The following is a 23,663-nucleotide window of genomic DNA, read 5'->3' as shown; positions in this document are numbered from 1 at the left end:
TTTCCCTTTCCGGCGGTTCCGACTCTATCAGATCCTTTCGGGCCTGATTCCCAGTCAGCGGGAGTTGTCTTCGCGGCTGTTGGGCCGTTCCGACGAGTGAGACTTTAGCGGATTCCTTGCCCCCGACGCTAATCGGGGGTTCGCGCTCAAACCTTCGAACGCGGATTCCTCATTTCGCAAAAACGCACGGAAAGCGTGACGGCACGACAAAGCACCATCAGCTGTAAGTGGATCTTGCGGATTGGCTGTCCGGGGCCGACCGGAGTCGGTGCTCACGTCGGACAACTCGGAGAACACTACGTATCGGGGAATCCCGTGTCAACCCCCGTCCTCGGGCGTAGCCTCTCCGTATGACCACGCATGCGCACACGACTCAGTGGTGGGCCGCCTGACAGGGCGGCCCCTACTGACGCATGCACTCAGCGGCCGCCGACTCGGCGGCCGTTCGCGTATCCCCCTCCGGGAGTGCGGCCGACGGGTCGGCGCACAGAAGAGAGGGAGAACGACGCGATGAAGCGGATCTTCAGCGGGATCAAGCCGACCGGACACCTGACCCTGGGCAACTACCTCGGGGCCGTACGGCGGTGGGTGGAGGAGGACCAGCACCGGTCGGACTCGCTCTTCAGCGTCGTGGATCTGCACGCGCTGACCGTCGAGCACGACCCGGCTCGCGTGCTGCGGCTGAGCCGGCAGGCGGCCACGCTGCTGCTGGCGGCCGGTCTCGACCCGAAGCTGTGCACTCTCTTCGTCCAGAGCCATGTGGACGAGCACGCCCGGCTCTCGTACCTGCTGGAGTGCACGGCCACGGACGGCGAGCTGCGGCGGATGATCCAGTACAAGGAGAAGGGCGCGCGGGCGGTGGCGGCCGGGCAGGGCGTGCGGCTGTCGCTGCTGACGTATCCGGTGCTGATGGCGGCGGACATCCTGGCCTACGGGACGGACGAGGTGCCGGTCGGTGAGGACCAGACACAGCACGTGGAGCTGACCCGGGATCTGGCGGTGCGGTTCAACCAGCGCTACGGGCAGGTGTTCACGGTGCCGAGGGCGACGCATCCCGCGGTGGCGGCTCGGGTCATGGATCTCCAGGACCCGGGTTCGAAGATGGGGAAGTCGCACGAGAACGCGGCGGGGATCGTCTATCTGCTGGACGACGCGGTGACCGTGCGCCGGAAGATCATGCGCGCGGTGACGGACAGCGGACGGGACGTCGCGTACGACCGGGAGGGCCGGCCGGGGGTCGCGAATCTGCTCGATCTGCTGGCCTCCGCGACGGGTGGGAACCCGGAAGCCCTGGCCGGTGTATATGAGTCGTACGGATCCTTGAAGCGGGACACGGCGGACGCGGTGGTCGAGCTGCTGCGGCCGGTGCGGGAGCGGCACGCGGAGCTGGCGGCCGATCCGGGATATGTGGATCAGGTGCTACGGGACGGGGCCGAGCGGGCCCGGGGGATGGCGCGGCCGTTGGTGGACCGGGCCTATGGGGCGATCGGGTTGATGCCTGCCGTGTGACGGAAGGCGTTGCGGTAGTCGCGCGGGTTGGTGGCGAGGTGCGAGGCGAAGTGCTGGCGCATCGTGACCTCGCTGCCGAACCCCGCGCGGCGGGCGACTTCGGGGAGGGGGTGGTCGGTGCGTTCGAGGAGTTTCTGGGCGGCGGTGACCCGCTGGGTGATGAGCCAGTGCAGGGGGGTGGTTCCGGTGGTGGCGTGGAAGTGGCGGGCGAAGGTGCGCGGGGACATACCGGCGCGGGCGGCCAGGCTTGCGACGGTGTGCGGTTCGTCCAGGTGGGCGAGGGCGTAGGAGCGGACGGCGGCCAGGGCGTCGGCGTCGCGGTCGGCTCGGGGTGTGGGGTGCTCGATGAACTGGGCCTGGGTGCCGGTGCGGAAGGGGGCGGTGACCATCGAGCGGGCGATCGAGGCTGCGGCCTCGGCGCCGTGGGCGGTGCGGACGAGATGGAGGCAGAGGTCGATGCCGGCTGCGGTGCCGGCGGAGGTCCAGATGCCGGTGTCCTCGATGTAGAGGGCGTCGGGTTCGACGGTGACCTGGGGGTGCCGGGCGGCGAGGGTCGGGGCGAGGTGCCAGTGGGTGACCGCGCGTCGGCCGTCGAGGAGTCCGGCCTGGGCCAGGACGAAGGCGCCCGCGCAGAGGGAGGCGACGGGGGTTCCGGCGGCGTGGGCCTGGCGGAGGGCTTCGAGCACGGGGGCCGGGGTCTCGGCGTCGGGGTCCTCGATGCCGGGGACGAGGACGAGGTCGGCCTGGGCGAGCCAGGAGAGGGGGCGGTCGGGGGTGAGGGTGAGGCCGCCGCGGATGGAGAGGGGGGTGGCCGGGTCGGCGGCGACGCGGCGGAGTTCGAAGGGAGGGACACCTCGGATGCGGCGTTCGCTGCCCCAGACCTCGGTGATGACCGAGACGTCGAAGGCGCGGATGCCGGGGAAGGCCATCAGGGCGATGCGTCGGGGCTCCACGGGGGCTGTCGGCATGGTGGCAGTAAACCATCGATCGCTGACTTTCTCCCGTCTGGGTGAAGTGGCCTGGGGGCGGCAGCATCGGAGATATGGAGATCACGGAGAACACAGCGCTGGTTGTCGTCGACGTACAGAAGGGGTTCGAGGAGGAGTACTGGGGGACGCGGAACAATCCCGCCGCCGAGGGGAACATCGCGGCGCTCATCGACCTGTGGCAGGAGACGGGACGGCCGGTCGTGTTCGTACGGCACGACTCGCCGGCCGAGTCGCGGTCGCCCCTGCGGGTCGGGCACAGGGGGAACGACTTCAAGGACTTCGTCGAGGAGCGGAGGGGAAAGGGGAACGGGCGGGAGCTGCTGGTGACGAAGGCCGTGAACTCGGCTTTCTACGGGGAGCCGTCGCTGGACGTGTGGCTGAAGGGCGAGGGCATCGCGCAGATCGTGATCGTCGGCATCCAGACGAACATGTGCAACGAGACGACGGCGCGGATGGGCGGCAACCTCGGTTACGACGTGGTGTTTCCGCTGGACGCGATGCACACGTTCGACCTGGAGGGGCCGTTCGGGTGGGCGGCCACCGCGGAGGAGCTGACCCGGGCGACGGCGGTGTCGCTGCAGGGCGGAGGGTTCGCCCGGGTCGTGTCGACGGAGGACGTGCTGAAGGGCGCGGCGGCCGGTTAGGCCGGTGGGGGTCAGCCGTTGCCGGAGGCGAGCTCGCGGCTGCGGTCGCGGGCGGCTTCCAGGGCGGCGATGAGGGCGGCCCGTACGCCGTGGTTCTCCAGCTCGCGGATGGCGCTGATGGTGGTGCCGGCCGGAGAGGTGACGGCCTCGCGGAGCTTGACGGGGTGTTCGCCGCTGTCGCGGAGCATCACGGCGGCGCCGATGGCGGCCTGGACGATCAGGTCGTGGGCCTGGGCTCGGGGGAGGCCGAGGAGGATGCCGGCGTCGGTCATGGCCTCGACGAGGAAGTAGAAGTAGGCCGGGCCGGAGCCGGAGAGGGCGGTGGCGGCGTCCTGCTGGGACTCGGGGACGCGGAGGGTCTTGCCGACGCCGCCGAAGATCTCCTCGGCGTGGACGAGGTGCTCGGGGGTGGCGTGGCTGCCGCCGGAGATGACGGACATGCCTTCGTCGACGAGGACGGGGGTGTTGGGCATGACGCGGACGACGGGGGTGCCGGTGGTGAGCCGGTCCTCGATGAAGGAGGTGGGGATACCGGCGGCGGCGCTGATGACGAGACGGTCGACGGCGACGTGGGGGGCCAGCTCGTCGAGGAGGCGGCCCATGTCCTGGGGCTTCACGGCGAGGATGAGGGTGTCGGCGCGCTTGGCGGCCTCGGCGTTGGTGACGGCCTCGACTCCGTAGCGGGCGCGCAGCTCTTCGGCGCGCTCGGTGCGGCGGGCGGTGACCAGGAGGTTGGCGGGGCGCCAGCCGGCCCGGATCATGCCGCTGAGGAGCGCTTCACCGATCTTGCCGGTGCCGAGGACTGCGACGGTCTGGGTCATGGCTCTGTTCACCTCGCCGGAAGGGCATGTGCCTTGTCCATCCGTATGAACGGTTCGTCCACACGCATGGACATCCTCGCACCGTGGGGGTTCGTGCGGTGGGGGCGTCCGAGGGGCGGTACGCCCCCGGGGCACGTCAGGCGGTGCGGCGGCGGAGGGTGGCCGCGCCGAGGGCGAGGACGAGTACGGCGCAGCCGGCGACGACGAGGGCGTCGCGGATGAAGTCGCCCGTGATGTCGGGGTGGCGGAGGACCTCGTTCATGCCGTCGACGGCGTACGACATGGGCAGCGCGTTGGAGATCCCTTCGAGGACGGGCTGCATCTGGTCGCGGGCGATGAAGAGGCCGCACAGGAGCAGCTGGGGGAAGATCACGGCCGGCATGAACTGGACGGCCTGGAACTCGGAGGCGGCGAAGGCCGAGACGAAGAGGCCGAGGGCGGTACCGAGGAGCGCGTCGAGGAGCGCGACGAGAAGGAGCAGCCAGGGCGAGCCGACGACGTCGAGTCCGAGGACGCCGAGGGCGAGTCCCGTGGCGAGGGCGGACTGGACGATGGCGAGGAGTCCGAAGGCGAGGGCGTAGCCGGCGATGAGGTCGCCCTTGCCCAGCGGCATGGCGAGCAGGCGTTCCAGGCTGCCGGAGGTGCGTTCGCGCAGGGTGGCGATCGAGGTCACCAGGAACATCGTGATCAGCGGGAAGATGCCGAGCAGCGAGGCGCCGATGTTGTCGAAGGTCTGCGGGCTGCCGTCGAAGACGTACCGGAGCAGGAGCAGCATCAGGCACGGGACGAGGAGCATCAGGGCGATCGAGCGGGGGTCGTGGCGCAGTTGGCGCAGGACCCGGGCGGCGGTGGCGAGGGTGCGGGCGCTGCTCATCGCTGGGGCTCCTGAAGGGGTACGGCCGCCGCGCGGGCGTCGGCGGCGTCGACGAGGTGGAGGAAGGCCTCTTCGACGGTGGCGGTGTCGTTGCGGCGGCGCAGGGCTTCGGGGGTGTCCTCGGCGAGGATCTCGCCCTCGCGCATGAGGAGCAGCCGGTGGCAGCGCTCGGCCTCGTCCATGACGTGGGAGGAGACGAGCAGGGCGGCGTCGCGCTCGGCGGCGATGCGGTGGAAGAGGTTCCAGAGGTCGCGGCGGAGGACGGGGTCGAGTCCGACGGTGGGTTCGTCGAGGACGAGGACTTCCGGGGTGCCGAGCAGGGCGACGGCGAGGGAGACGCGGCTGCGCTGGCCGCCGGAGAGGCGGCCGGCCAGGGAGTCTGTGTGCGAGGCGAGGTCGACGTCGTCGATGGCGCGGGCGACGGCGGCGCGTCGGTCTTCGCGGTGGGCGCGGCCGGGGAGGAGGACGGCGGCGAAGTAGTCGAGGTTCTGCCGGACGGTGAGGTCGTCGTAGACGGATGGCGCCTGGGTGACGTAGCCGATGCGGGAGCGCAGGGAGGCGTCGCCCGCCGGGCGGCCGAGGACGTCGAGGGTGCCGGTGACGTGGGCCTGGGTGCCGACGATCGCGCGCATCAGGGTGGATTTGCCGCAGCCGGAGGGGCCGAGGAGGCCGGTGATCCGGCCCGCGGGTACGGCGAAGTCGAGGTCGCGCAGGACGGTGCGGTCGCCCCGTACGACGGTGAGGCCGCGCGCCACGATCGCCGGGGCGGAGCCCCCTTCCGAGTAATTCATCATGCGTTGAATAATGCTCTCGGGGGGTCGGAGCGTCAAGCGGTCTGCCCGACCCCCATGGCGTTGTCGACCGCGCTCCGGGAGGGGTCAGCCGATGCCGGGGATGAAGCGGACCAGCGACGGACGGCGTGCCGCCAGGTGGAGGAAACGGACCGTCGAACGGACGATCTGCTCCTTGGTGGCGGCGGCGGGCCGGCCGGTGAGGAGACGTTCGCGCGGGGAGTCGTCCGGCCGGACGAACTGGACCAGGCCGTCATGGCGACCGAGGCTGACGCACTGGAGGAGGTAGCCGAAGCGGAGGGGCGCGGGCTCCTCGCCCCGCAGCTCGCCGATGATCGACTTTGCCGCGTGGGCGCCCGTCGGCAGCGCGGTGGCGCAGGCCATCCGGAGCGCTCCGGCGGTGGAGGTGGCGGCGCCCGCGTCTCCGGGGACGTAGATGTCCGGGTGGGAGACCGAGCGCAGGGAGGCGTCGACGGCGATACGGCCCGAGGGGGCGAGGGTGAGGCCGGCGGAGGCGGCGAGTTCGGCGTTGGGCGCCAGCGCGGCGGCCCAGACGACGACGTCGGCGTCGACGCCGTCGGGGTGGGCGACCCGGTGGCCCTCCTCGATCCGCACACCCCGTGCGCGCAGGACCGAACGGACATGGGCGGCGCCGCGGGGCGCGAGGCCCTGCCCGAGGCGGTCGGCGGTCAGAAGGCGGACGGGCGTGCCGGCGGGGCCGTAGGTCTCGGCGAGTTCGGCGGCCATCTCGATGCCGGTGAGCCCGCCGCCGACGACGGCGACGGAGCCGGGGCGGTCCTGAAGGAGCCTGTGGAGTTCGGGCGCGGTCTCGGCGGTGTGGAGGGCGCGGGTGCCGGCACCGCCGTCGGCACGGACACCGCCCGGGAGGCCGGTGCGGCTGCCGAGGGCGTAGACGAGCCGGTCGTACGGCAGGCTGCGCCCGTCGTCGGTCGTGACCAGGCGGGCCTTCGGATCGAGGGCGGTGGCCCACGCCGCGATGTGCTCGATCCCCGTGCGGTGCAGGAAGCGGGCGAGGGGGTGGGTGACGTCGGGGCGGCCGGCGGCGCGCTCGTGGAGCCGTACGCGTTCGGTGAACCGGTCGGCCGGGTCGACGAGCGTGACGTGGGCGTGCGGGGCGAGGCGCAGGGCGGCCCTGAGACCGGCGTAACCGGCGCCCAGGACCAGGACGCGCGTGGCTGCTGCGGTGGCTGTGGCGTGCGGGCCGTGGTGCTCCGGTGTCGTCTTCATGCGAGGGAGACGGCTCGGCCCCCGCGGAATGTGACATGGGCGCCGCGTCGCCGCCCGCGCGGGCTACTTGCGCTTGGGCTTCCTGCGGGCCGCCGGGTTGCCCGTCCGGGCGCCGCGCCGCTTCTCGTACTGGCCGCGGGCCGTCTCGTACTCGGTGCGGCGCAGCTTCTCGCCCGGCGCCTCGGAGAGGCTGCGGAAGAAGTAGGCGAGGAGGGAGCCGATGAAGCCGATCATCTTCAGGCTGCGCAGCGCGTCCTCGCGGGCCGGGTCGGCCGGGCGGCGGACGAAGCCCTCCCAGGTCTTACGGAAGGCGATGGCGCTGCAGATCGCGAACATGACCACTACGAGCAGGTTCACAAAACCGCCGACCTCGGCGATCTCCAGACCCTGGTAGGCGAATCGCAGCAGGAAGCAGCCCGCCGCGGCGGCGGCGAGCGCTCCGAGGGCGACACCGGCGCGGCGCAGCCCGTAGTGCCCGTCGTGCTCCACCCAGGTCGTCCCGAAGAAGCGGATCTCCTCGGGCTGGGGTCCGGCGGGGGTGGAGCCGGGCTCGGCGCTGCGGGGCTCGGCGGTCTGGTCTTCGTCGCTCACGAGGTCGATTATCCCCGGGCGGGGAGGGAAGGGGTCAGCCGCAGCGCGGCGCGACGTACCCGTCACTCCCCGTCTTCACGTACGCGTCGGAGATGAACTCCCCGGACGCGATGTTGTCCCAGATCCTCGTCGTGCCGTACGGGCCGGTGACCGTCTGGCCGGGCGTCTGGCAGCGGATCGCCACCCAGGAGCCCGCGGGCAGGATCCGTACCACCGCGTACTGCGTACCCGGGCCGGAGCGGACATTGACGCGCACCCCCGGCGCGACCGGGTACCGCGTCCCGCTCATCGCGGCCACCGCGTCCAGCTCGGCTGTCGCCGCTTCCGTCGTCGTCTCGTCCACGCCCATGGCGTCCTCCCCCGTGGAGCAAAGCGCTCCTCTGCGATTCACTCTCTGCGACGCGCAGGCTAGCAAGCCCCACCGACATCCCGGGCGCCATCGACTAGGCTCCGTGCGTCGCGCACGCGCGCGAACTCGACGGGGACCACACGGGGGTGGGCGATGCCGCCGTTGCGAAGAACCGGTGCCGACCGGGACGCGGAAGAACCCGAGTACGCGGGCGAGTACCGTCTCCAGGCCTGCCTCGGCTCGGGCGGCATGGGCGTGGTCCATCTGGCCAGCTCCGCCTCAGGACTGCGGCTCGCGGTCAAGGTGGTGCACGGACAGTACGCGGAGGACCCGGAGTTCAGGGCCCGGTTCCGCCAGGAGGTGGCCGCCGCGCGCCGGGTGAGCGGAGCCTTCACCGCACCCGTCGTGGACGCGGACCCCGATGCCGAACGCCCCTGGATGGCCACGCTCTACGTCCCCGGACCCACCCTCGCCGACCAGGTGAAGCGGAACGGGCCCCTCTCCCCCGCCGAACTGCGCCGGCTGACGGCCGGGCTCGCCGAGGCCCTGCGCGACATCCACCGGGCCGGTGTCGTCCACCGCGACCTCAAGCCGAGCAACGTCCTGCTCACCGACACCGGACCGAAGGTCATCGACTTCGGCATCTCCCGGCCGGTCGACAGCGATCTGCACACGGAGACCGGGAAGTTGATCGGGTCGCCGCCGTTCATGGCGCCGGAGCAGTTCCAGCGGCCCCGCGAGGTCGGCCCGGCGGCGGACGTCTTCGCGCTCGGTTCCGTGCTGGTGCACGCGGCCACCGGGCACGGGCCGTTCGACTCCGACAGTCCGTACATCGTCGCCTACCAGGTCGTCCACGACGAGCCGGACCTGTCGGGCGTCCCGGAGGCGCTGGCTCCGCTCGTCGCGCGCTGTCTGGCCAAGGAGCCGGCCGAGCGCCCGACTCCGGCCGAGATCATGGCGGCGCTGCTTCCGCCCTCGTACGAGGCTGCGGCCTTCATACCCGCGCAGCGGCGACCGCTCACACTGCCCGACCAGTTCCCGGGCGCGGCCGAAGGCTCCGGGACGGGCGGGGCGTCCGGGGCGTGGGACGCGGACACGCCCGTACGCGTCCCGGTGCCGCGCACCCGTCGACGACGGCGGTCGCCGGCCGTGGCCGCGACCGCGCTCGCCGTCCTCGCCGCGGGCGGCGCGTTCGTGGCGCTGCGCGGCGGTGGCGAGGACCCGGCGCCCCGGCCGAACCCGGCCGAGGCGGCAGCCGCCTTCGACGGCTGGCAGACCGTCCTGCGGAAGGACGGCAAGCCGTCCGCGCCGACCTGTGCCCATGGCGCCGGTGCCCTGTACTGCACGGGCGGGGGCACCGCCGCCGCCCGGCTCGACCCGCGGACCGGACGGATCCTGTGGTCGCACCCGGCCGGCGCCGACGGGGGTCCGGCCGCACCGCCCGTCGCGTTCCCGCCGTCCGTACTTGCGGGAGGACTCGTCGCCGTCCCCTCGCCGGACGGCCGGCTGCGCACGTACGCGGTCACCGACGGCGCACCCGGCTGGCACACCGGCGCGGCCCTCGCCGAACGGGGCGAGAGCGCCGGGGACGCCGTCGTCCTGTCCACCGGGACCGGCGGCATCCGGGCCGTCGACAGCTCCACCGGACAGCAGCTCTGGCGCCATGGCCTCCCCGGGTTCACGGCACCCCAGTTGGGCCCCTACGAGGCCGGCACCGGACTGGTGACCGTCTCCGAGGCCTCGGCCGACGGAGCCCGCACCCGTGTGGCCGCGCTGCGCCCCGCGACCGGCGACGTGGTGTGGCAGCGGCGCCTGGAGGGCCACCTCACGCCGATCGGGCAGGCCGAGGACGGCTCGCTGATCCTGGCCTCGCACCATCGCGGCATGGAGGTCGACGCCCTGGTGCGCTACGACCCCGCCGACCACTCCGTCCGCCGCACGCCCTTGCAGGTACGGCTCTACGACCCGCGGTTCGCCGTGCGCGGCGACACCGTGTACCTCCTCGACCAGGCCGGCCACCTGACGGCCGTCGACACCGCCGCCGGCCCGTCCGGTCGCGTTCTGTGGGAACTGGACACCGCCGCGGGCTATGTCTCGGCACCGGTGCTCGGGCCCGGCGAGCGGCTCTATCTCTCCGTGGCCGACGGGCGGTTGCTCGCCGTCGACACCGGGCGCGGGGCGCTGCTCGGGCAGACCTCGCCGCGGCTGCGGGACGGGCGGCTCGGATACACGACGACCGTGCCCGCGCCCGTCGTCGCCGGGGAGAAGGTCTTCGGGACCGCGCCGGACGGGTCCGTCTTCGCCGTGGACGGGCGGGACCCGGCGGACTGGTGAGGGACCGCCGCTTCCCGGGCGGTAGGTCTCCGCGCCCTACCCGCCGCAGGTCCCGCTCTCCTGCCCGGGAGGGCGAACCCGTGGCGGTGATCGTGGCGCACACGCGGGGACGCAGGGACGCAGGGACGCGGGGACGCACGCACGGACGCAGGGACGCAGGGACGCACGCACGGACGCGGCAAGCGGGCGTCTTCGCCCGCTCGCCGCGTCCGTCCTCCACGGGTCTCCCGGTGCGCCGGGCGGCCGGGTCAGGCCAGCTTCGTCACGTCCCGGACCGCGCCCTTGTCCGCGCTCGTCGCCATCGCCGCGTACGCCCGCAGCGCCGCCGAGACCTTCCGCTGCCGGTTCTTCGGGGCGTAGACGCCGCCCAGCGCCTCACGGCGGGCAGCCAGCGTGGCGTCGTCGACGAGCAGCTCGATCGAGCGGCTCGGGATGTCGATACGGATCCGGTCGCCGTCCTCGACCAGTGCGATCGTGCCGCCCGAGGCCGCCTCCGGCGACGCGTGACCGATCGACAGGCCCGACGTACCGCCCGAGAAGCGGCCGTCCGTCACCAGCGCGCAGGTCTTGCCGAGGCCCCGGCCCTTGAGGAAGGAGGTCGGGTAGAGCATCTCCTGCATGCCCGGGCCGCCGCGCGGACCCTCGTAACGGATGACGACCACGTCGCCGTCGGTGATCTGCTTGTTGAGGATCTTCTCGACGGCCTCGTCCTGCGACTCACAGACGACGGCCGGGCCCTCGAAGGTCCAGATCGACTCGTCCACGCCGGCCGTCTTCACGACGCAGCCGTCGACGGCCAGGTTGCCGCGCAGGACGGCCAGTCCGCCGTCCTTCGAGTACGCGTGGGCCGCGTCGCGGATGCAGCCGCCGGCCGCGTCCGTGTCCAGGGAGTCCCAGCGCTCGGACTGCGAGAAGGCGGTCGCCGAGCGGACGCAGCCGGGCGCCGCGTGCCACAGCTCGACGGCCTCCGCGGACGGGGAGCCGCCGCGCACGTCCCAGGTCCCCAGCCACTCCTTGATGGAGCGGGAGTGGACGGTGTGCACGTCCTCGTTGAGGAGACCCGCGCGGTACAGCTCGCCCAGGATGGCCGGGATGCCACCGGCGCGGTGCACGTCCTCCATGTAGTACGTGCCGCCGGGCGCCACGTTCGGCGCGACCTTGGCCAGGCACGGCACGCGGCGCGAGACCTCGTCCATGTCGGACAGGCCGTAGTCCAGCTCGGCCTCCTGGGCGGCGGCCAGCAGGTGCAGGATCGTGTTGGTCGAGCCGCCCATGGCGATGTCCAGGGCCATGGCGTTCTCGAAGGCCGCGCGGGTGGCGACGGAGCGCGGCAGGACCGAGTCGTCGTCCTCGTCGTAGTAGCGACGCGTGATGTCGACGACCGTGCGCGCCGCGTTCTCGTACAGCGCCTTGCGGGCCGTGTGGGTGGCGAGGACCGAGCCGTTGCCGGGGAGGGAGAGGCCGATGGCCTCGGTCAGGCAGTTCATCGAGTTGGCGGTGAACATGCCGGAACAGGAGCCACAGGTCGGACAGGCGTTCTCCTCGATACGGAGGATGTCCTCGTCCGAGATCTTGTCGTTGACCGCGTCGGAGATCGCGTCGACCAGGTCGAGCGTACGGACCGTGCCGTCGACCAGCGTGGCCTTGCCGGACTCCATCGGACCGCCGGAGACGAAGACCGTCGGGATGTTGAGCCGCAGGGCGGCGTTCAGCATGCCGGGGGTGATCTTGTCGCAGTTGGAGATGCAGATCAGGGCGTCGGCGCAGTGGGCCTCGACCATGTACTCCACGCTGTCCGCGATCAGGTCGCGGGAGGGCAGGGAGTACAGCATGCCGCCGTGGCCCATCGCGATGCCGTCGTCGACGGCGATCGTGTTGAACTCGCGCGGGATGGCACCGGCGGCGGTGATGGCCTCGGAGACGATCCGGCCGACCGGCTGGAGGTGGGTGTGGCCCGGGACGAACTCCGTGAAGGAGTTGGCCACCGCGATGATCGGCTTCCGGCCGATGTCCGCGCCGGGTACACCGGAGGCGCGCATAAGGGCGCGTGCGCCCGCCATGTTGCGGCCGTGGGTGACAGTGCGGGACCTCAGCTCGGGCATCGTCGCTCGCTCCTCAGTGATGGATGTGCTTGCTGTCGAGCCTACGCCGGGCGACCAAGATCTGGACGGGTTGTCCGCATGCCGGACGCGCTGTTCAGCCTTCGGTCAGGACTTCGGTGACGGGTCCGTGAGATAGCGCTGGAGCGTCGGGGCGACGTGGGCCACGATCTCCTCGGGGTCGGCGGAGGCCATCGGCTCGACCTTGATGACGTACCGCAGGATCGCGATCCCGATCATGTGGGACGCGGCGAGCTCCGCGCGGAACTTCGGCTCCGGTACGTCGAGATCCGCGGCGATCCGCTCCAGGAGCCGGCGCAGGACGAAGCCGCGCAGCACCTTGGCGGCCGCCTCGTGGGTGAGCGCGGAACGGATGATCGCGAGGAGCGGGGCGCGGCTGACCGGGTTCTCCCAGACCCCGATGAAGTAGCGGGCGAGCCGCTCGCCGATGCCGTCGAGGGGCCCGCCGAGGATCGCGGGGAGGACGACCGCGGGCTCGAAGGAGACCTCGATAGCGGCGGCGAAGACCTCGTCCTTCGTACCGAAGTAGTGGTGCACGAGCGCCGGGTCGACGTCGGCCGCCTTGGCGATGCCGCGCACGGAGGTCTTGTCGTAGCCTCGCTCGGCGAACTGCGCGCGGGCGGCGTCCAGGATGCGTTCCCGGGCACCGGGCCCGCTCTCCTCCTCGGTACGGGAGGGGCGGCCGCGACGGCGCGGGGCGGCCGGTCCCGTCATGAGCGGCGCGCTCGGGAGGACTTGGCGGCGGAGGCCAGGTGCAGCCGGGTGAAGGCGAGGGCCTCCGCGAGGTCGGCCTCGCGTTCGGCCGCCGACATCGCCCGCCGGGTGTTGACCTCGACGACCACATGGCCGTCGAAGCCGGTGAGCGCCAGCTTCTCCAGGACCTCCGCGCAGGGCTGGTTGCCGCGGCCGGGGACCAGGTGCTCGTCCTTGGCCGAGCCCCTGCCGTCGGCGAGGTGGACGTGGCCCAGGCGGTCACCCATGCGGTCGATCATGGCGAGGGCGTCCGTACGGGCGGTCGCGGTGTGCGACAGGTCGACCGTGAAGTGGCGGTAGTCGTCCTTGGTGACGTCCCACTCGGGGGCGTACGCGAGCATCTCGCGGTCCTTGTACCGCCAGGGGTACATGTTCTCGACGGCGAACCGGACGTCCGTCTCGTCGGCCATCCGCCAGATGCCGTTGACGAAGTCACGGGCGTACTGGCGCTGCCAGCGGAACGGCGGGTGGACGACGACCGTGGAGGCGCCGAGCTTCTCCGCGGCCGCCTGGGCGCGCTGGAGCTTGACCCAGGGATCCGTGGACCAGACGCGCTGCGTGATCAGCAGACAGGGCGCGTGAACGGCGAGGATCGGGACCTGGTGGTAGTCCGAGAGGCGGCGCAGGGCCTCGATGTCCTGGCTGACCGGATCGGTCCACACCATGATCTCGACACCGTCGTATCCGAGGCGCGCGGCGATCTCGAAGGCCGTCGCCGTCGACTCCGGATAGACCGAGGCCGTCGACAGGGCGACCTTCGCATCCGGGATGCGCACCACTGGTTCTGCCACGAAGGACAGGGTACGGGGCGGCGCGGTGGCCGGGGAGGTGGTTCCCGTCACCCTCGGTCGCGACGAGGGCGCGGGGAGGCGGGGTGCGGGGCGGGGACGGGGCGTGTGGGCGGGGCGCGCGGGCGGGGCGCGTCGGCCTGCACGCGCGCGTGGGGCCCGCGCTCCCTCCGGCCTGCCCCACGCGCGCGTGGAGCAGGCCGGTACTCCCTTCGGTCTACTCCTCCGGCAGGTGGTCCAGGCGGCGCAGGATCACGCCCTCGCGCAGCGCCCAGGGGCAGATCTCCAGCTCGTCGACGCCGAAGAGGTCCATCGCGCCCTCGGCCACCAGCGCGCCCGCGAGCAGCTGGGGCGCGCGGCCCTCCGACACGCCCGGGAGCCCCGCCCGCTGTATGGCGCTCATGGCGCTGAGCTTGGGGACCCACTCCTCCAGCGACGCACGGGTCAGGACGCGTCGCAGGTAGAGCCCCTTCTCGGATCCGGGCGATCCGGCGATCCGGGCGAGCTGCTTGAAGGTCTTGGACGTGGCCACGACATGGTCGGGCTTGCCGAAGCGGCTGAATTCTCCGACCGTACGGGCGATCTGGGCGCGTGCGTGGCGGCGCAGCGCCCGGACGTCGGCCGAGTCGGGCGGGTCGCCCGGCAGCCAGCCCGACGTCAGCCGGCCGGCTCCGAGGGGCAGCGAGACCGCCGCGTCCGGCTCCTCGTCGATGCCGTACGCGATCTCCAGCGAGCCGCCGCCGATGTCGAGGAGGAACAGCTTGCCCGCGGACCAGCCGAACCAGCGGCGCGCGGCCAGGAACGTGAGCCGGGCCTCCTCGTCGCCCGTGAGGACCTGGAGGTCGATCCCGGTCTCCCGCTTCACACGGTCGAGGACTGCGTCGGCATTGGTCGCCTCGCGCACCGCGGAGGTCGCGAACGGCAGCACCTCCTCGCAGCCCTTGTCCTCGGCGGCCTGCAGTGCGCCCTGGACGGTCGCGATGAGCCGCTCGATCCCGCTCGGGGCGATGGCTCCGTGCCCGTCGAGGAGCTCCGCCAGCCGCAGCTCCGCCTTGTGGGAGTGGGCGGGCAGCGGCCGGGCGCCGGGGTGGGCGTCCACCACCAGCAGGTGCACTGTGTTCGAACCGACGTCGAGGACTCCGAGTCTCATGGACGGAACGCTACTGCTCCCACCCGCATACGCTTGTCGTGTGCCAAAGACGAAAAAGGCGAAGCCGGGCAAAGACATCACTGCCAAGGCTCAGAAGACCTCCAAGAAGCAGGGCGGGACCCCCGGCCCGGGCGAACCGGACGAGAAGGGCCTCGACTTTCCGCGCGCCTGGGTCGAGTTTCCGGACCCCGCGGACGACGAGCAGGTCTTCCGCTGCGACCTGACCTGGCTCACCTCGCGCTGGACGTGCATCTTCGGCAGCGGCTGCCAGGGCATCCAGGCCGGCCGCGCCGACGACGGCTGCTGCACGCTCGGCGCGCACTTCTCCGACGAGGACGACGAGAAGCGGGTCGCCTCGCACGTGGAGCGGCTCACGCCGGAGCTGTGGCAGTTCCACGACGTCGGCACGGAGTCGGGCTGGACGCAGCTCGACGAGGACGGCGACCGGCAGACCCGCCGCTGGGAGGGTTCCTGCATCTTCCAGAACCGTCCCGGCTTCGCGGGCGGCGCCGGCTGCTCGCTGCACATCCTGGCCCTCAAGGAGGGCAAGGAGCCGCTGGAGACCAAGCCGGACGTGTGCTGGCAGCTGCCGGTGCGCCGGACGTACGAGTGGATCGACCGGCCCGACGACTCCCGGATCCTTCAGGTGTCGATCGGTGAGTACGACCGCCGGGGCTGGGGCCCGGGCGGCCACGACCTGCACTGGTGGTGCACGTCGGCGACCTCGGCGCACGGGGCCGGTGAGCCGGTGTACGTGACGTACCGGCCCGAGCTGACCGAGCTGATGGGCAAGGCGGCGTACGACGTGCTGGTGGAGCTGTGCGAGGCGCGGCTGGCGGCCCAGCTGCCGCTGGTGGCTCCCCACCCGGCGGACCCGGCGGGTCCGCAGGAGTAACCCGGCGGACCCCGGCGGACCCGGTCGGGCCGCAGGCGCGGGCCGACCGACAGCCGGCTGGGAGACCTGCCGCGAGGCCCGGCTAGGACGCCGGCGGGGAGTCCGAGCCGCTCGGCGTCCCGGGGTCCGTGGACGTCGGGGGTTCGGTCGTCGGGGTCGGCTCCGTCGTGGGCGGAGGGGTCGTCGGCTCCTCCGTGGTCGGCGGCGGCTCCTCGGTCGTCGGCGGGGGCGTCGTGGGCTCCTCCGTGGTCGGCGGCGGCTCTTCCGTCGTCGGGGGCGGCGGGGTGGTCTTCCCGTGGCCGTCGATCCGTACGACGGCGCCCGAGGGGTTCACCCCGACCCGGGCCGACCAGGCCCCCGCCGGCTCGCGCGCGTGATCCACGGAGATCCGGACCGTCACCGACTCGCCCGGCCGCAGGGTGCCCGAGGCCTGGCTCACGTACAGCCAGGGCGCGTCCGACCAGAGCGCCCAGTCGACGGGTGAGCCGCCGGAGGCGGTGAGGGTGAGCAGCGTCGTTTCGCCGTTCCCCTGGGCCGCGACCGTGATCCGGCCGGGGCCGGCCTGACCGGGCAGGGACGGCCCCACCGGCCCGCCGGGGCTGATCACCTCGACGGAGACGTCCGGGGACCCGCTGCCCTGGGTGAAACGCGGCTCCGGGGTGGTGCGGGCGTTGCCCGCGTTCTCGTAGTGGTCGTACGGGGAGCCGTCCAGGCCCGCCGGGTCGTCCGCCTCGTGCGCGGTGACCGGAGCACCGGCGCGACCGCCCTCGCCGCCGACGGGACCGCCGCGGTACGAGGCCCACAGGGCGAGCACCGGGGCCGCGACCACGGCCGCCACGACGGTCGTCGTCACCGCGCGGGCCCGCATCCGGTCGCGGCGGGCAGCGTGGTCCTTGGGGTCCAGGGGGAATCCGGCCGGCCCGAAACGGGGAGCGACGGCACGCGCGCGTGGGACGTGCAGCATCGCCACGTACGCGGACGCCCTCGGCGCCTCGACCAGCGGGAGCCGGGCCGGGGTGGGCGAGGTCGCACCGGGCCACGGGCCGCCCGCGCCCGCCCGCTCGGCGGCCCGGCGGCAGCGCGGGCAGTCGTCGACATGACGGACGAGCTCGGCGCGCAGGGTCGCGGAGAGCAGCACCTGGTGGTCGCCGGTGAGCCGGGCGACGGTGGGGCAGTTCCCGGTCTCGACGACCGCGAGCGCGGCGCGGGTGCGCTCGACCTCGCAGGCGGCCGAGGAGAGCAGTTCGCGGGCGGCGAGCGCGTCGAGGGAGAGCACGGCGGCGACCTCGCGGTGCCCGAGGCCGTGCCGGACGGCGAGTTCGAGCGCCTCGCGCTGCTCGGGTGTGGTGCCCGCGGCCTCCGGCCAGGCCAGCAGGGCCAGTTCGGCGCGGCGGCGCTCGGCGACCTCCTCGGAGACGCGGGGCGGCCCGGGCTCCTCGACGGCCGGACGGCCGGTGTGCGCGCCCTGCCGTCTGCGGCCCTGCTCGCCCAGACTGCGCAGACAGGCCCAGCGCGCGAGCGCGTACAGCCAGGCCTTGCGCCCGTCCTCGTCGGAGGGACAGCGGCCGCGCTGACGCTCGGCGACGGCGAGGACGTCACCGAGGACGGCGGTCGCGGCGTCGTGGTCGCAGAGCACGGAGAGGCAGTAGGTGAACAGACCGTCCAGATACGCCTCGTAGCGGGCGGGCGGGTGCTGACCGAGGGTGCGGGGACCTTCGGCCGCCCGCCGGTGCGCCCGGTGTGCGCCGGTGGTGTGGGTGGGGGGTTCCAGCCTGCTGCTCGTCACTGGGCGACCGTAGGCAAGGCAGGGCGAGCTCTTCGTACCGGTTGAACACTTTTAATCCTTACGGGTGAAGGTATCCCTCGAAAGGGGACAGGAAGGCGGCGTTCCGCTGCCGTGGGTCCGGCGGGCTCCCGGCCCGGCGCCCGCTGTCAGTGGGGGCCGCTACGGTGTGGCGCATGGCTGCCCGTACGAAATCCGCCAAGGACCGGCCGTCCTACCGCTGCACCGAATGCGGCTGGACGACCGCCAAATGGCTCGGTCGTTGCCCTGAGTGCCAGGCCTGGGGGACGGTCGAGGAGTACGGCGCGCCCGCTGTCCGTACCACCGCCGCCGGCCGCGTCTCCACCGCCGCGCTCCCGATCGGCCAGGTCGACGGCCGGCAGGCCACCGCCCGCTCCACGGGCGTGGACGAGCTGGACCGGGTCCTCGGCGGGGGGCTCGTGCCCGGGGCGGTCGTGCTGCTCGCCGGCGAGCCCGGCGTCGGCAAGTCCACGCTGCTCCTCGACGTCGCCTCGAAGGCGGCGAGCGAGGAGCACCGCACGCTGTACGTCACGGGCGAGGAGTCCGCGAGCCAGGTCCGGCTGCGCGCCGACCGGATCAAGGCCCTGAACGACCATCTCTATCTGGCCGCCGAGACCGATCTGTCCGCGGTCCTCGGGCACCTCGACGCCGTGAAGCCGTCGCTGCTGATCATGGACTCGGTGCAGACGGTCGCCTCCCCGGAGATCGACGGGGCGCCGGGCGGCATGGCCCAGGTGCGCGAGGTCGCCGGAGCGCTGATCCGGGCCTCCAAGGAGCGCGGCATGTCCACGCTCCTGGTCGGCCATGTCACCAAGGACGGCGCCATCGCGGGACCGCGGCTCCTGGAGCACCTGGTCGACGTCGTCCTGAGCTTCGAGGGCGACCGGCACGCGCGCCTGCGGCTGGTCCGCGGCGTGAAGAACCGGTACGGGGCGACGGACGAGGTCGGCTGCTTCGAGCTGCACGACGAGGGGATCACGGGCCTCGCCGACCCGTCCGGGCTCTTCCTGACCCGGCGCGACGTGGCCGTGCCCGGGACCTGTCTGACGGTCACCCTGGAGGGCCGCCGGCCGCTGGTGGCCGAGGTGCAGGCGCTGACGGTGGACTCGCAGATCCCGTCCCCCCGGCGCACCACCTCGGGCCTGGAGACCTCCCGGGTCTCGATGATGCTGGCCGTCCTGGAGCAGCGCGGCCGGATCAGCGCGCTCGGCAAGCGGGACATCTACTCGGCGACGGTGGGCGGCGTGAAGCTCTCCGAGCCCGCCGCCGACCTGGCGATCGCCCTCGCCCTGGCCTCCGCCGCCAGCGACACGCCGCTCCCGAAGAACCTCGTCGCGATCGGCGAGGTCGGGCTCGCGGGCGAGGTCCGCCGGGTCACGGGCGTGCAGCGGCGCCTGGCCGAGGCGCACCGCCTCGGGTTCACGCACGCGCTGGTCCCCGGGGATCCGGGGAAGGTGCCGGCGGGCATGAAGGTCACGGAGGTGGCGGACATGGGGGACGCGCTGAGGGTGCTGCCCCGCACCCGCAGACCGGCCGCGGCCCGCGACGAGCAGGGATAGGCACGGGGAAAGCGGGGACGGTAGCGGGGCGGCGGAGGCGTCGTCGCGCCGGGACGAACCGGGGGCACGCCCGGACTCGCCGGAGTCGCCCGGAGTCGCGCCGGGACGCGCCCGGACTCGCCGGAGTCGCTCCGAGGCAGCGCGGCCCCGTGCCGGGCCGTCGCCCCGAGGGCCGTGGCCCCCGCGCGGGCCGTCGCCGCGAGGCCGCGGGGCCGGTTCGCCAGGCGCCTCGCCGGGGCGGCGGAGGCCGTCGTTCCGGGGGTGTGCGCCGCGCCGCGGCGGGGTGGCGCGGGAGAGGCGCTCGGGCCGATGAGGGGTGTGCTCCGGCGTGCGGCAGAGGGGCGCGGGGCGGTGTCGCTAGACTTTGCCCTGGTCTCGCCCATCCGTACGAGCCGGAGGAGAGCAGTGGCAGCCAAGGACGGGAACGAAGCGCTGATGCGCGCGGCCCTCAGCGCGGTCGCTCCCGGCACCGCACTGCGCGACGGCCTCGAGCGCGTTCTGCGGGGCAACACCGGCGGTCTGATCGTGCTCGGCATGGACAAGACGGTGGACTCGATGTGCACCGGCGGCTTCGTGCTGGACGTCGAGTTCACCGCGACCCGGCTGCGTGAGCTGTGCAAGCTCGACGGCGGGCTCGTCCTCGACAAGGACATCTCCAAGATCCACCGGGCCGGTGTCCAGCTCGTTCCGGACGCCTCCATCCACACCGAGGAGACGGGCACCCGCCACCGAACCGCGGACCGGGTCTCCAAGCAGTGCAACTTCCCGGTCGTCTCCGTCTCGCAGTCGATGCGGCTCATCGCCATCTACGTGAACGGCGAGCGCCGGGTCCTCGAGGAGTCGGCCGCGATCCTCTCCCGCGCCAACCAGGCCCTCGCGACCCTGGAGCGGTACAAGCTCCGGCTCGACGAGGTCGCCGGCACCCTCTCCGCGCTGGAGATCGAGGACCTGGTGACCGTCCGGGACGTCACGGCCGTCGCCCAGCGCCTGGAGATGGTCCGCCGGATCGCCACGGAGATCGCCGAGTACGTCGTCGAGCTCGGCACCGACGGCCGGCTTCTCTCGCTCCAGCTCGACGAGTTGATCGCCGGCGTGGAGCCCGAGCGGGAGCTCGTCATCCGGGACTACGTGCCGGAGCCCACGGCCAAGCGCTCGCGCACGGTCGCGGAGGCGCTGACCGAGCTCGACGCGCTCACCCACGCCGAGCTCCTCGAACTCCCCATCGTGGCGCGGGCCCTGGGCTACAGCGGCTCCCCCGAGACCCTCGACTCCGCGGTCTCCCCGCGCGGCTACCGCCTCCTCGCCAAGGTCCCGCGGCTGCCCGGCGCGATCATCGAGCGGCTCGTGGAGCACTTCGGCGGTCTGCAGAAGCTGCTAGCGGCCAGCGTCGACGACCTCCAGACCGTCGACGGCGTGGGCGAGGCCCGGGCGCGGAGCGTCCGCGAGGGCCTGTCCCGGCTCGCGGAGTCCTCGATCCTGGAGCGGTACGTCTGAGCGGACGTACGCCTCAGCAGCGGTACGTCCAAGGCCTGGTACGCGGAAGGGGCCGTACGGAGCCTCCCGTACGGCCCCTTCCGTATCGCTCGTTCAGTCCTTGTCCAGCGTGAACGAGGCCGGAAGCACCTTCACGCCCGGCATCGTCGCCTCCAGCAGGTACGTCCCCGGCCCCACCGGGCCCGCCGGGGCGGTGGCGCACTGCGGGGCGCTCCGGCCGCGGTCCCACTCCACGGTGCGCGTGATCGACGAACCCGCCGGGACCCGGAACAGCACGGCGCCGGCCGGGCGCGGGCAGTCCTGGGAGGACCAGACGTCGTCGTCCTGCTCGTCACTGATCGTCAGGACCGCGTTCTTGGGCCCGAGATCGGCCTTGCAGTCGGTGGCCGAGGTGTTCTTGGCGACCAGGTGGAAGCGCGGCTTCTCGTCCGGTGCGTACGAGACCTGGGCGCTGCGGAGCGTCAACTGCAGGGATCCGGGGGCGCAGTTCGGCAGCGGGGAATCGGCCGGAACCTGCTGGCCCGCGCTCGCGCCCGCGCCGCCGTCCCCGCCCCCGCCGTCGGTGTCGCCGTTCTTGCCGCCGTCTCCGGCGTCGCCGCCCGCGCCCGCGTCCGTACCGCCTTCGCCGTCACCGCCGTCTCCACCGGAGTTCTCGCCGGACTCGCCCGACTCGTCGCGCCCGCCCGGCTGTTCGCTGATCGCGGGACCGGAGCCGGAGGGTCCGGGGGTGATCGAGGGCGCGGGAGAAGCGCCGTTGGCGGAGTCGTCGGGCTTCTTCCCGCCGCCTCCACCGGAGGTGACGACCCAGATGGCGACCAGCGCCATCAGGGCGATCAGGCACAGCGCGACCGCCCTCCGTCGCCAGTAGATGGAGGAGGGAAGCGGCCCGACCGGATTGCGCAGTGATCCCACGCCACGAACCTTACGAGAGATCGGCCCCAACTCCCGCCCCACCCGCCGCCCCAGGCGCCAAGTTTTGCCGATGATCACATCCTGGGTGCGCGCCCTTCCCGTAATCCCCCACTTTCGTCGGGGGTGGTGGTGGTCGTTCGCTCCGGGTGCCGGGCACGGGCCGACGGTTAGCGTCGCCGATCATGAACACGCTCTCGGACGATCTCTATCTCGATGTCACGGACGTCGCCCACGCCACCCCGCACTGGCTCCAGCAGTCGGCCGAGGTGTGGACGGAGGCCGGGCTGCTGCTCTTCGGTGCGCTGTTCGCCGCCGGGTGGTGGCGGGCGAGATCCCGGACGAGCGGGGCGATGGCCCTCGCTCTGCTCGCGCCGCTCGCGACCGCGTTCGGGTACGTGGTGAGCGAGGCGCTCAAGTCACTGGTGGAGGAGGAGCGTCCGTGCCGGGCGGTCGCCGGGGCACCGGCCCCGCTCGTACCGTGCCCGCCGACCGGCGACTGGTCCTTCCCCAGCAACCACGCCGCGATCGCGGGCGCGGCGGCGGTGGCTCTCGCGCTGTCCTGGCGCGGCATCATCTGGCTGACCGCCCCGATGGCGCTGCTCATGGCCTTCTCCCGGGTCTTCGTCGGCGTCCACTACCCGCACGACGTGGCCGTCGGGCTTGTGCTCGGCGGAGCGGTCGCGTTCCTGGTCGTCACGGCGGCGAACCGGCCCGTCCGGGCGGTGGTGGAGACGGCGCGGTCGAGCCGGAACGGCGCCGCGGTGTGGTGCGCGGGGCGCGGGCCGCGCCCGCGCGCCTCCACGCGCCCCGAGGGCGTGCGCCACGGCGCGTACTGAACGCGCGCCGGACGTGCCAGGATCGGGGGTGCGATGACTTCCACCGATGCCCCCATCCCTGTGTTCGACGCCCCGGCCGGCCCGGCACCCGCCGCCGCACTGCACGGGCCCGTCCTCGCCTGGTTCGACCGGCACGCCCGCGACCTGCCCTGGCGCCGCCCCGAGGCGGGGGCGTGGGGCGTGATGGTCAGCGAGTTCATGCTCCAGCAGACCCCGGTCGTACGGGTCCTGCCGGTGTACGAGCAGTGGCTGGCGCGCTGGCCGCGCCCGGCCGACCTCGCCGCCGACGCTCCGGGCGACGCCGTCCGCGCCTGGGGCCGGCTCGGTTACCCGCGGCGCGCGCTGCGGCTGCACGCCGCGGCCGTGGCCATAACGGAGCGGCACGGCGGCGATGTGCCGCGCGAGCACGCGGCGCTCCTGGCGCTGCCCGGGATCGGCGAGTACACGGCGGCGGCCGTGGCCTCGTTCGCGTACGGGCAGCGGTACCCGGTCCTGGACACGAACGTCCGCCGGGTGTTCGCCCGGGCGGCGACGGGCGTGCAGTACCCGCCGAACGCCACCACCGCGGCTGAGCGCAGGCTCGCGCGGGAGCTGCTGCCGCAGGACGAGGAGACGGCGGCGCGCTGGGCGGCTGCCTCGATGGAGCTGGGCGCGCTGGTGTGCACGGCGAAGAACGAGGACTGCGGGCGGTGCCCGATCGCCGACCGGTGTGCGTGGCGGCTGGCCGGGAAGCCGGCCCACGACGGCCCGGCCCGGCGCGGGCAGACGTACGCGGGCACGGACCGGCAGGTACGCGGCCGGCTGCTCGCCGTCCTGCGGGACGCGCCGGGCGCGGTGCCGCAGGCCGCCCTGGACGCGGTCTGGGACGACCCGGTCCAGCGCGCCCGCGCGCTGGACGGCCTGGTCGCGGACGGCCTGGTGGAACCCCTGGAGAACGCGGAGTACCGCCTCCCCCAGTCCTGACGGCGTCCTGAGGGAGTCCGCGTGCCCGGCCCCGGGCGGGCCCCGGGCTCCAGGCCCCGGGCACCCTTAGGACGCCACCCCGTAACCGGCCCGGCCCCGCCCCACCCCGTAACCGGCTCGTCCCTATACCCACTCCCGGCCCCTGTTACACAACCGATGGGCAGCCGTGTGGCTGTCGACGGCTGGCTCGCACAGCCTCGTGACAAGCGCTCCGTAGCGTCGTCGACGTCAAGCAAACG

Annotated in this window: 21 protein-coding genes; 8 read left to right on the top strand and 13 right to left on the bottom strand. The window is 73.2% G+C overall.

Annotation, left to right across the window (positions count from 1 at the left end):
* Nucleotides 1–510 precede the first annotated feature (510 nt).
* On the top strand, nt 511–1,509 hold the full coding sequence (trpS, locus tag ACFY8U_RS17575) for a tryptophan--tRNA ligase (RefSeq protein WP_389570895.1): 999 nt from the start codon (nt 511–513) through the stop codon (nt 1,507–1,509).
* On the opposite strand, the gene ACFY8U_RS17570 is transcribed toward trpS, so the two are convergent.
* A complete protein-coding gene (locus ACFY8U_RS17570) occupies nt 1,476–2,477 on the bottom strand; it encodes a GlxA family transcriptional regulator (RefSeq protein WP_389570892.1) in 1,002 nt (333 codons plus the stop codon). The two genes, trpS and ACFY8U_RS17570, sit on opposite strands and share 34 nt — an antisense overlap.
* 74 nt (nt 2,478–2,551) lie before the next feature.
* On the opposite strand from ACFY8U_RS17570, the gene ACFY8U_RS17565 reads away from it, so the two are divergent.
* Nucleotides 2,552–3,142: a cysteine hydrolase family protein gene (locus tag ACFY8U_RS17565; RefSeq protein WP_389570889.1), complete on the top strand. Its 591-nt coding sequence runs from the start codon at nt 2,552–2,554 to the stop codon at nt 3,140–3,142.
* Between the two features lie 11 nt (nt 3,143–3,153).
* On the opposite strand, the gene proC is transcribed toward ACFY8U_RS17565, so the two are convergent.
* The 6 genes from proC to ACFY8U_RS17535 form a co-directional block, all read right to left on the bottom strand.
* The gene (gene proC, locus ACFY8U_RS17560) at nt 3,154–3,963 is read right to left on the bottom strand and encodes a pyrroline-5-carboxylate reductase (RefSeq protein ID WP_361442426.1); all 810 of its coding nucleotides are present in this window, start codon (nt 3,961–3,963) and stop codon (nt 3,154–3,156) included.
* Nucleotides 3,964–4,099: 136 nt separating this feature from the next.
* Nucleotides 4,100–4,837 carry an ABC transporter permease gene (locus ACFY8U_RS17555; protein WP_389570887.1) on the bottom strand — a complete coding sequence of 246 codons (738 nt, stop codon included), beginning with the start codon at nt 4,835–4,837 and terminating at the stop codon, nt 4,100–4,102.
* Complete coding sequence (locus tag ACFY8U_RS17550) at nt 4,834–5,631, bottom strand: ABC transporter ATP-binding protein (protein WP_389570885.1); 798 nt, start codon at nt 5,629–5,631, stop codon at nt 4,834–4,836. The genes ACFY8U_RS17555 and ACFY8U_RS17550 overlap by 4 nt, the downstream gene beginning before the upstream one ends.
* A gap of 84 nt (nt 5,632–5,715) precedes the next feature.
* Nucleotides 5,716–6,876, bottom strand: a complete 1,161-nt coding sequence (locus ACFY8U_RS17545) for an NAD(P)/FAD-dependent oxidoreductase (protein WP_389570883.1) — start codon at nt 6,874–6,876, stop codon at nt 5,716–5,718.
* Between the two features lie 63 nt (nt 6,877–6,939).
* Entirely contained in the window at nt 6,940–7,467 is a 528-nt protein-coding gene (locus tag ACFY8U_RS17540) for a hypothetical protein (RefSeq protein ID WP_389570882.1), read from the bottom strand.
* A 34-nt stretch (nt 7,468–7,501) separates the two neighbouring features.
* Entirely contained in the window at nt 7,502–7,816 is a 315-nt protein-coding gene (locus ACFY8U_RS17535) for a hypothetical protein (protein WP_361604437.1), read from the bottom strand.
* Nucleotides 7,817–7,969: 153 nt separating this feature from the next.
* Here ACFY8U_RS17535 and ACFY8U_RS17530 point away from each other — a divergent pair, with 153 nt between their 5' ends.
* On the top strand, nt 7,970–10,150 hold the full coding sequence (locus ACFY8U_RS17530; protein ID WP_389570879.1) for a protein kinase: 2,181 nt from the start codon (nt 7,970–7,972) through the stop codon (nt 10,148–10,150).
* Nucleotides 10,151–10,398: 248 nt separating this feature from the next.
* Here ACFY8U_RS17530 and ilvD read toward each other — a convergent pair whose 3' ends face one another.
* From ilvD to ACFY8U_RS17510, 4 genes are all read right to left on the bottom strand, one after another.
* Nucleotides 10,399–12,252 carry a dihydroxy-acid dehydratase gene (gene ilvD / locus ACFY8U_RS17525; protein ID WP_361604431.1) on the bottom strand — a complete coding sequence of 618 codons (1,854 nt, stop codon included), beginning with the start codon at nt 12,250–12,252 and terminating at the stop codon, nt 10,399–10,401.
* A 105-nt stretch (nt 12,253–12,357) separates the two neighbouring features.
* Nucleotides 12,358–12,984 (bottom strand): TetR family transcriptional regulator, encoded by a 627-nt coding sequence (locus tag ACFY8U_RS17520; RefSeq protein ID WP_361755060.1) that lies wholly within the window; start codon nt 12,982–12,984, stop codon nt 12,358–12,360.
* Entirely contained in the window at nt 12,981–13,814 is an 834-nt protein-coding gene (locus ACFY8U_RS17515; protein WP_361442402.1) for a sugar phosphate isomerase/epimerase, read from the bottom strand. The genes ACFY8U_RS17520 and ACFY8U_RS17515 overlap by 4 nt, the downstream gene beginning before the upstream one ends.
* Nucleotides 13,815–14,028: 214 nt before the next feature.
* Nucleotides 14,029–14,961, bottom strand: a complete 933-nt coding sequence (locus tag ACFY8U_RS17510) for a Ppx/GppA family phosphatase (RefSeq protein WP_389570874.1) — start codon at nt 14,959–14,961, stop codon at nt 14,029–14,031.
* A 40-nt stretch (nt 14,962–15,001) separates the two neighbouring features.
* Between ACFY8U_RS17510 and ACFY8U_RS17505 the strand changes: the two genes are divergently transcribed.
* On the top strand, nt 15,002–15,856 hold the full coding sequence (locus tag ACFY8U_RS17505; protein ID WP_389570871.1) for a hypothetical protein: 855 nt from the start codon (nt 15,002–15,004) through the stop codon (nt 15,854–15,856).
* 82 nt (nt 15,857–15,938) lie between these two features.
* On the opposite strand, the gene ACFY8U_RS17500 is transcribed toward ACFY8U_RS17505, so the two are convergent.
* Nucleotides 15,939–17,642: a hypothetical protein gene (locus tag ACFY8U_RS17500; RefSeq protein WP_389570869.1), complete on the bottom strand. Its 1,704-nt coding sequence runs from the start codon at nt 17,640–17,642 to the stop codon at nt 15,939–15,941.
* A 173-nt stretch (nt 17,643–17,815) separates the two neighbouring features.
* Between ACFY8U_RS17500 and radA the strand changes: the two genes are divergently transcribed.
* Complete coding sequence (radA, locus tag ACFY8U_RS17495) at nt 17,816–19,219, top strand: DNA repair protein RadA (protein ID WP_361442390.1); 1,404 nt, start codon at nt 17,816–17,818, stop codon at nt 19,217–19,219.
* A gap of 435 nt (nt 19,220–19,654) precedes the next feature.
* Complete coding sequence (gene disA, locus ACFY8U_RS17490) at nt 19,655–20,713, top strand: DNA integrity scanning diadenylate cyclase DisA (RefSeq protein ID WP_329125588.1); 1,059 nt, start codon at nt 19,655–19,657, stop codon at nt 20,711–20,713.
* A gap of 93 nt (nt 20,714–20,806) precedes the next feature.
* On the opposite strand, the gene ACFY8U_RS17485 is transcribed toward disA, so the two are convergent.
* Nucleotides 20,807–21,625 carry a hypothetical protein gene (locus tag ACFY8U_RS17485; RefSeq protein ID WP_389570865.1) on the bottom strand — a complete coding sequence of 273 codons (819 nt, stop codon included), beginning with the start codon at nt 21,623–21,625 and terminating at the stop codon, nt 20,807–20,809.
* Nucleotides 21,626–21,807: 182 nt separating this feature from the next.
* Here ACFY8U_RS17485 and ACFY8U_RS17480 point away from each other — a divergent pair, with 182 nt between their 5' ends.
* Nucleotides 21,808–22,461, top strand: coding sequence for a phosphatase PAP2 family protein (locus tag ACFY8U_RS17480; RefSeq protein WP_389570863.1), 654 nt, complete (start codon nt 21,808–21,810; stop codon nt 22,459–22,461).
* Between the two features lie 33 nt (nt 22,462–22,494).
* On the top strand, nt 22,495–23,424 hold the full coding sequence (locus tag ACFY8U_RS17475; RefSeq protein WP_389570860.1) for an A/G-specific adenine glycosylase: 930 nt from the start codon (nt 22,495–22,497) through the stop codon (nt 23,422–23,424).
* Nucleotides 23,425–23,663 lie beyond the last annotated feature (239 nt).

It is taken from the genome of Streptomyces sp. NPDC012508, from assembly GCF_042902595.1.
In the GTDB taxonomy this organism is placed as follows: domain Bacteria; phylum Actinomycetota; class Actinomycetes; order Streptomycetales; family Streptomycetaceae; genus Streptomyces.
The sequence above is the reverse complement of the archived record's forward strand: the minus strand, read 5'-3'. Positions and strand labels throughout refer to the sequence as shown.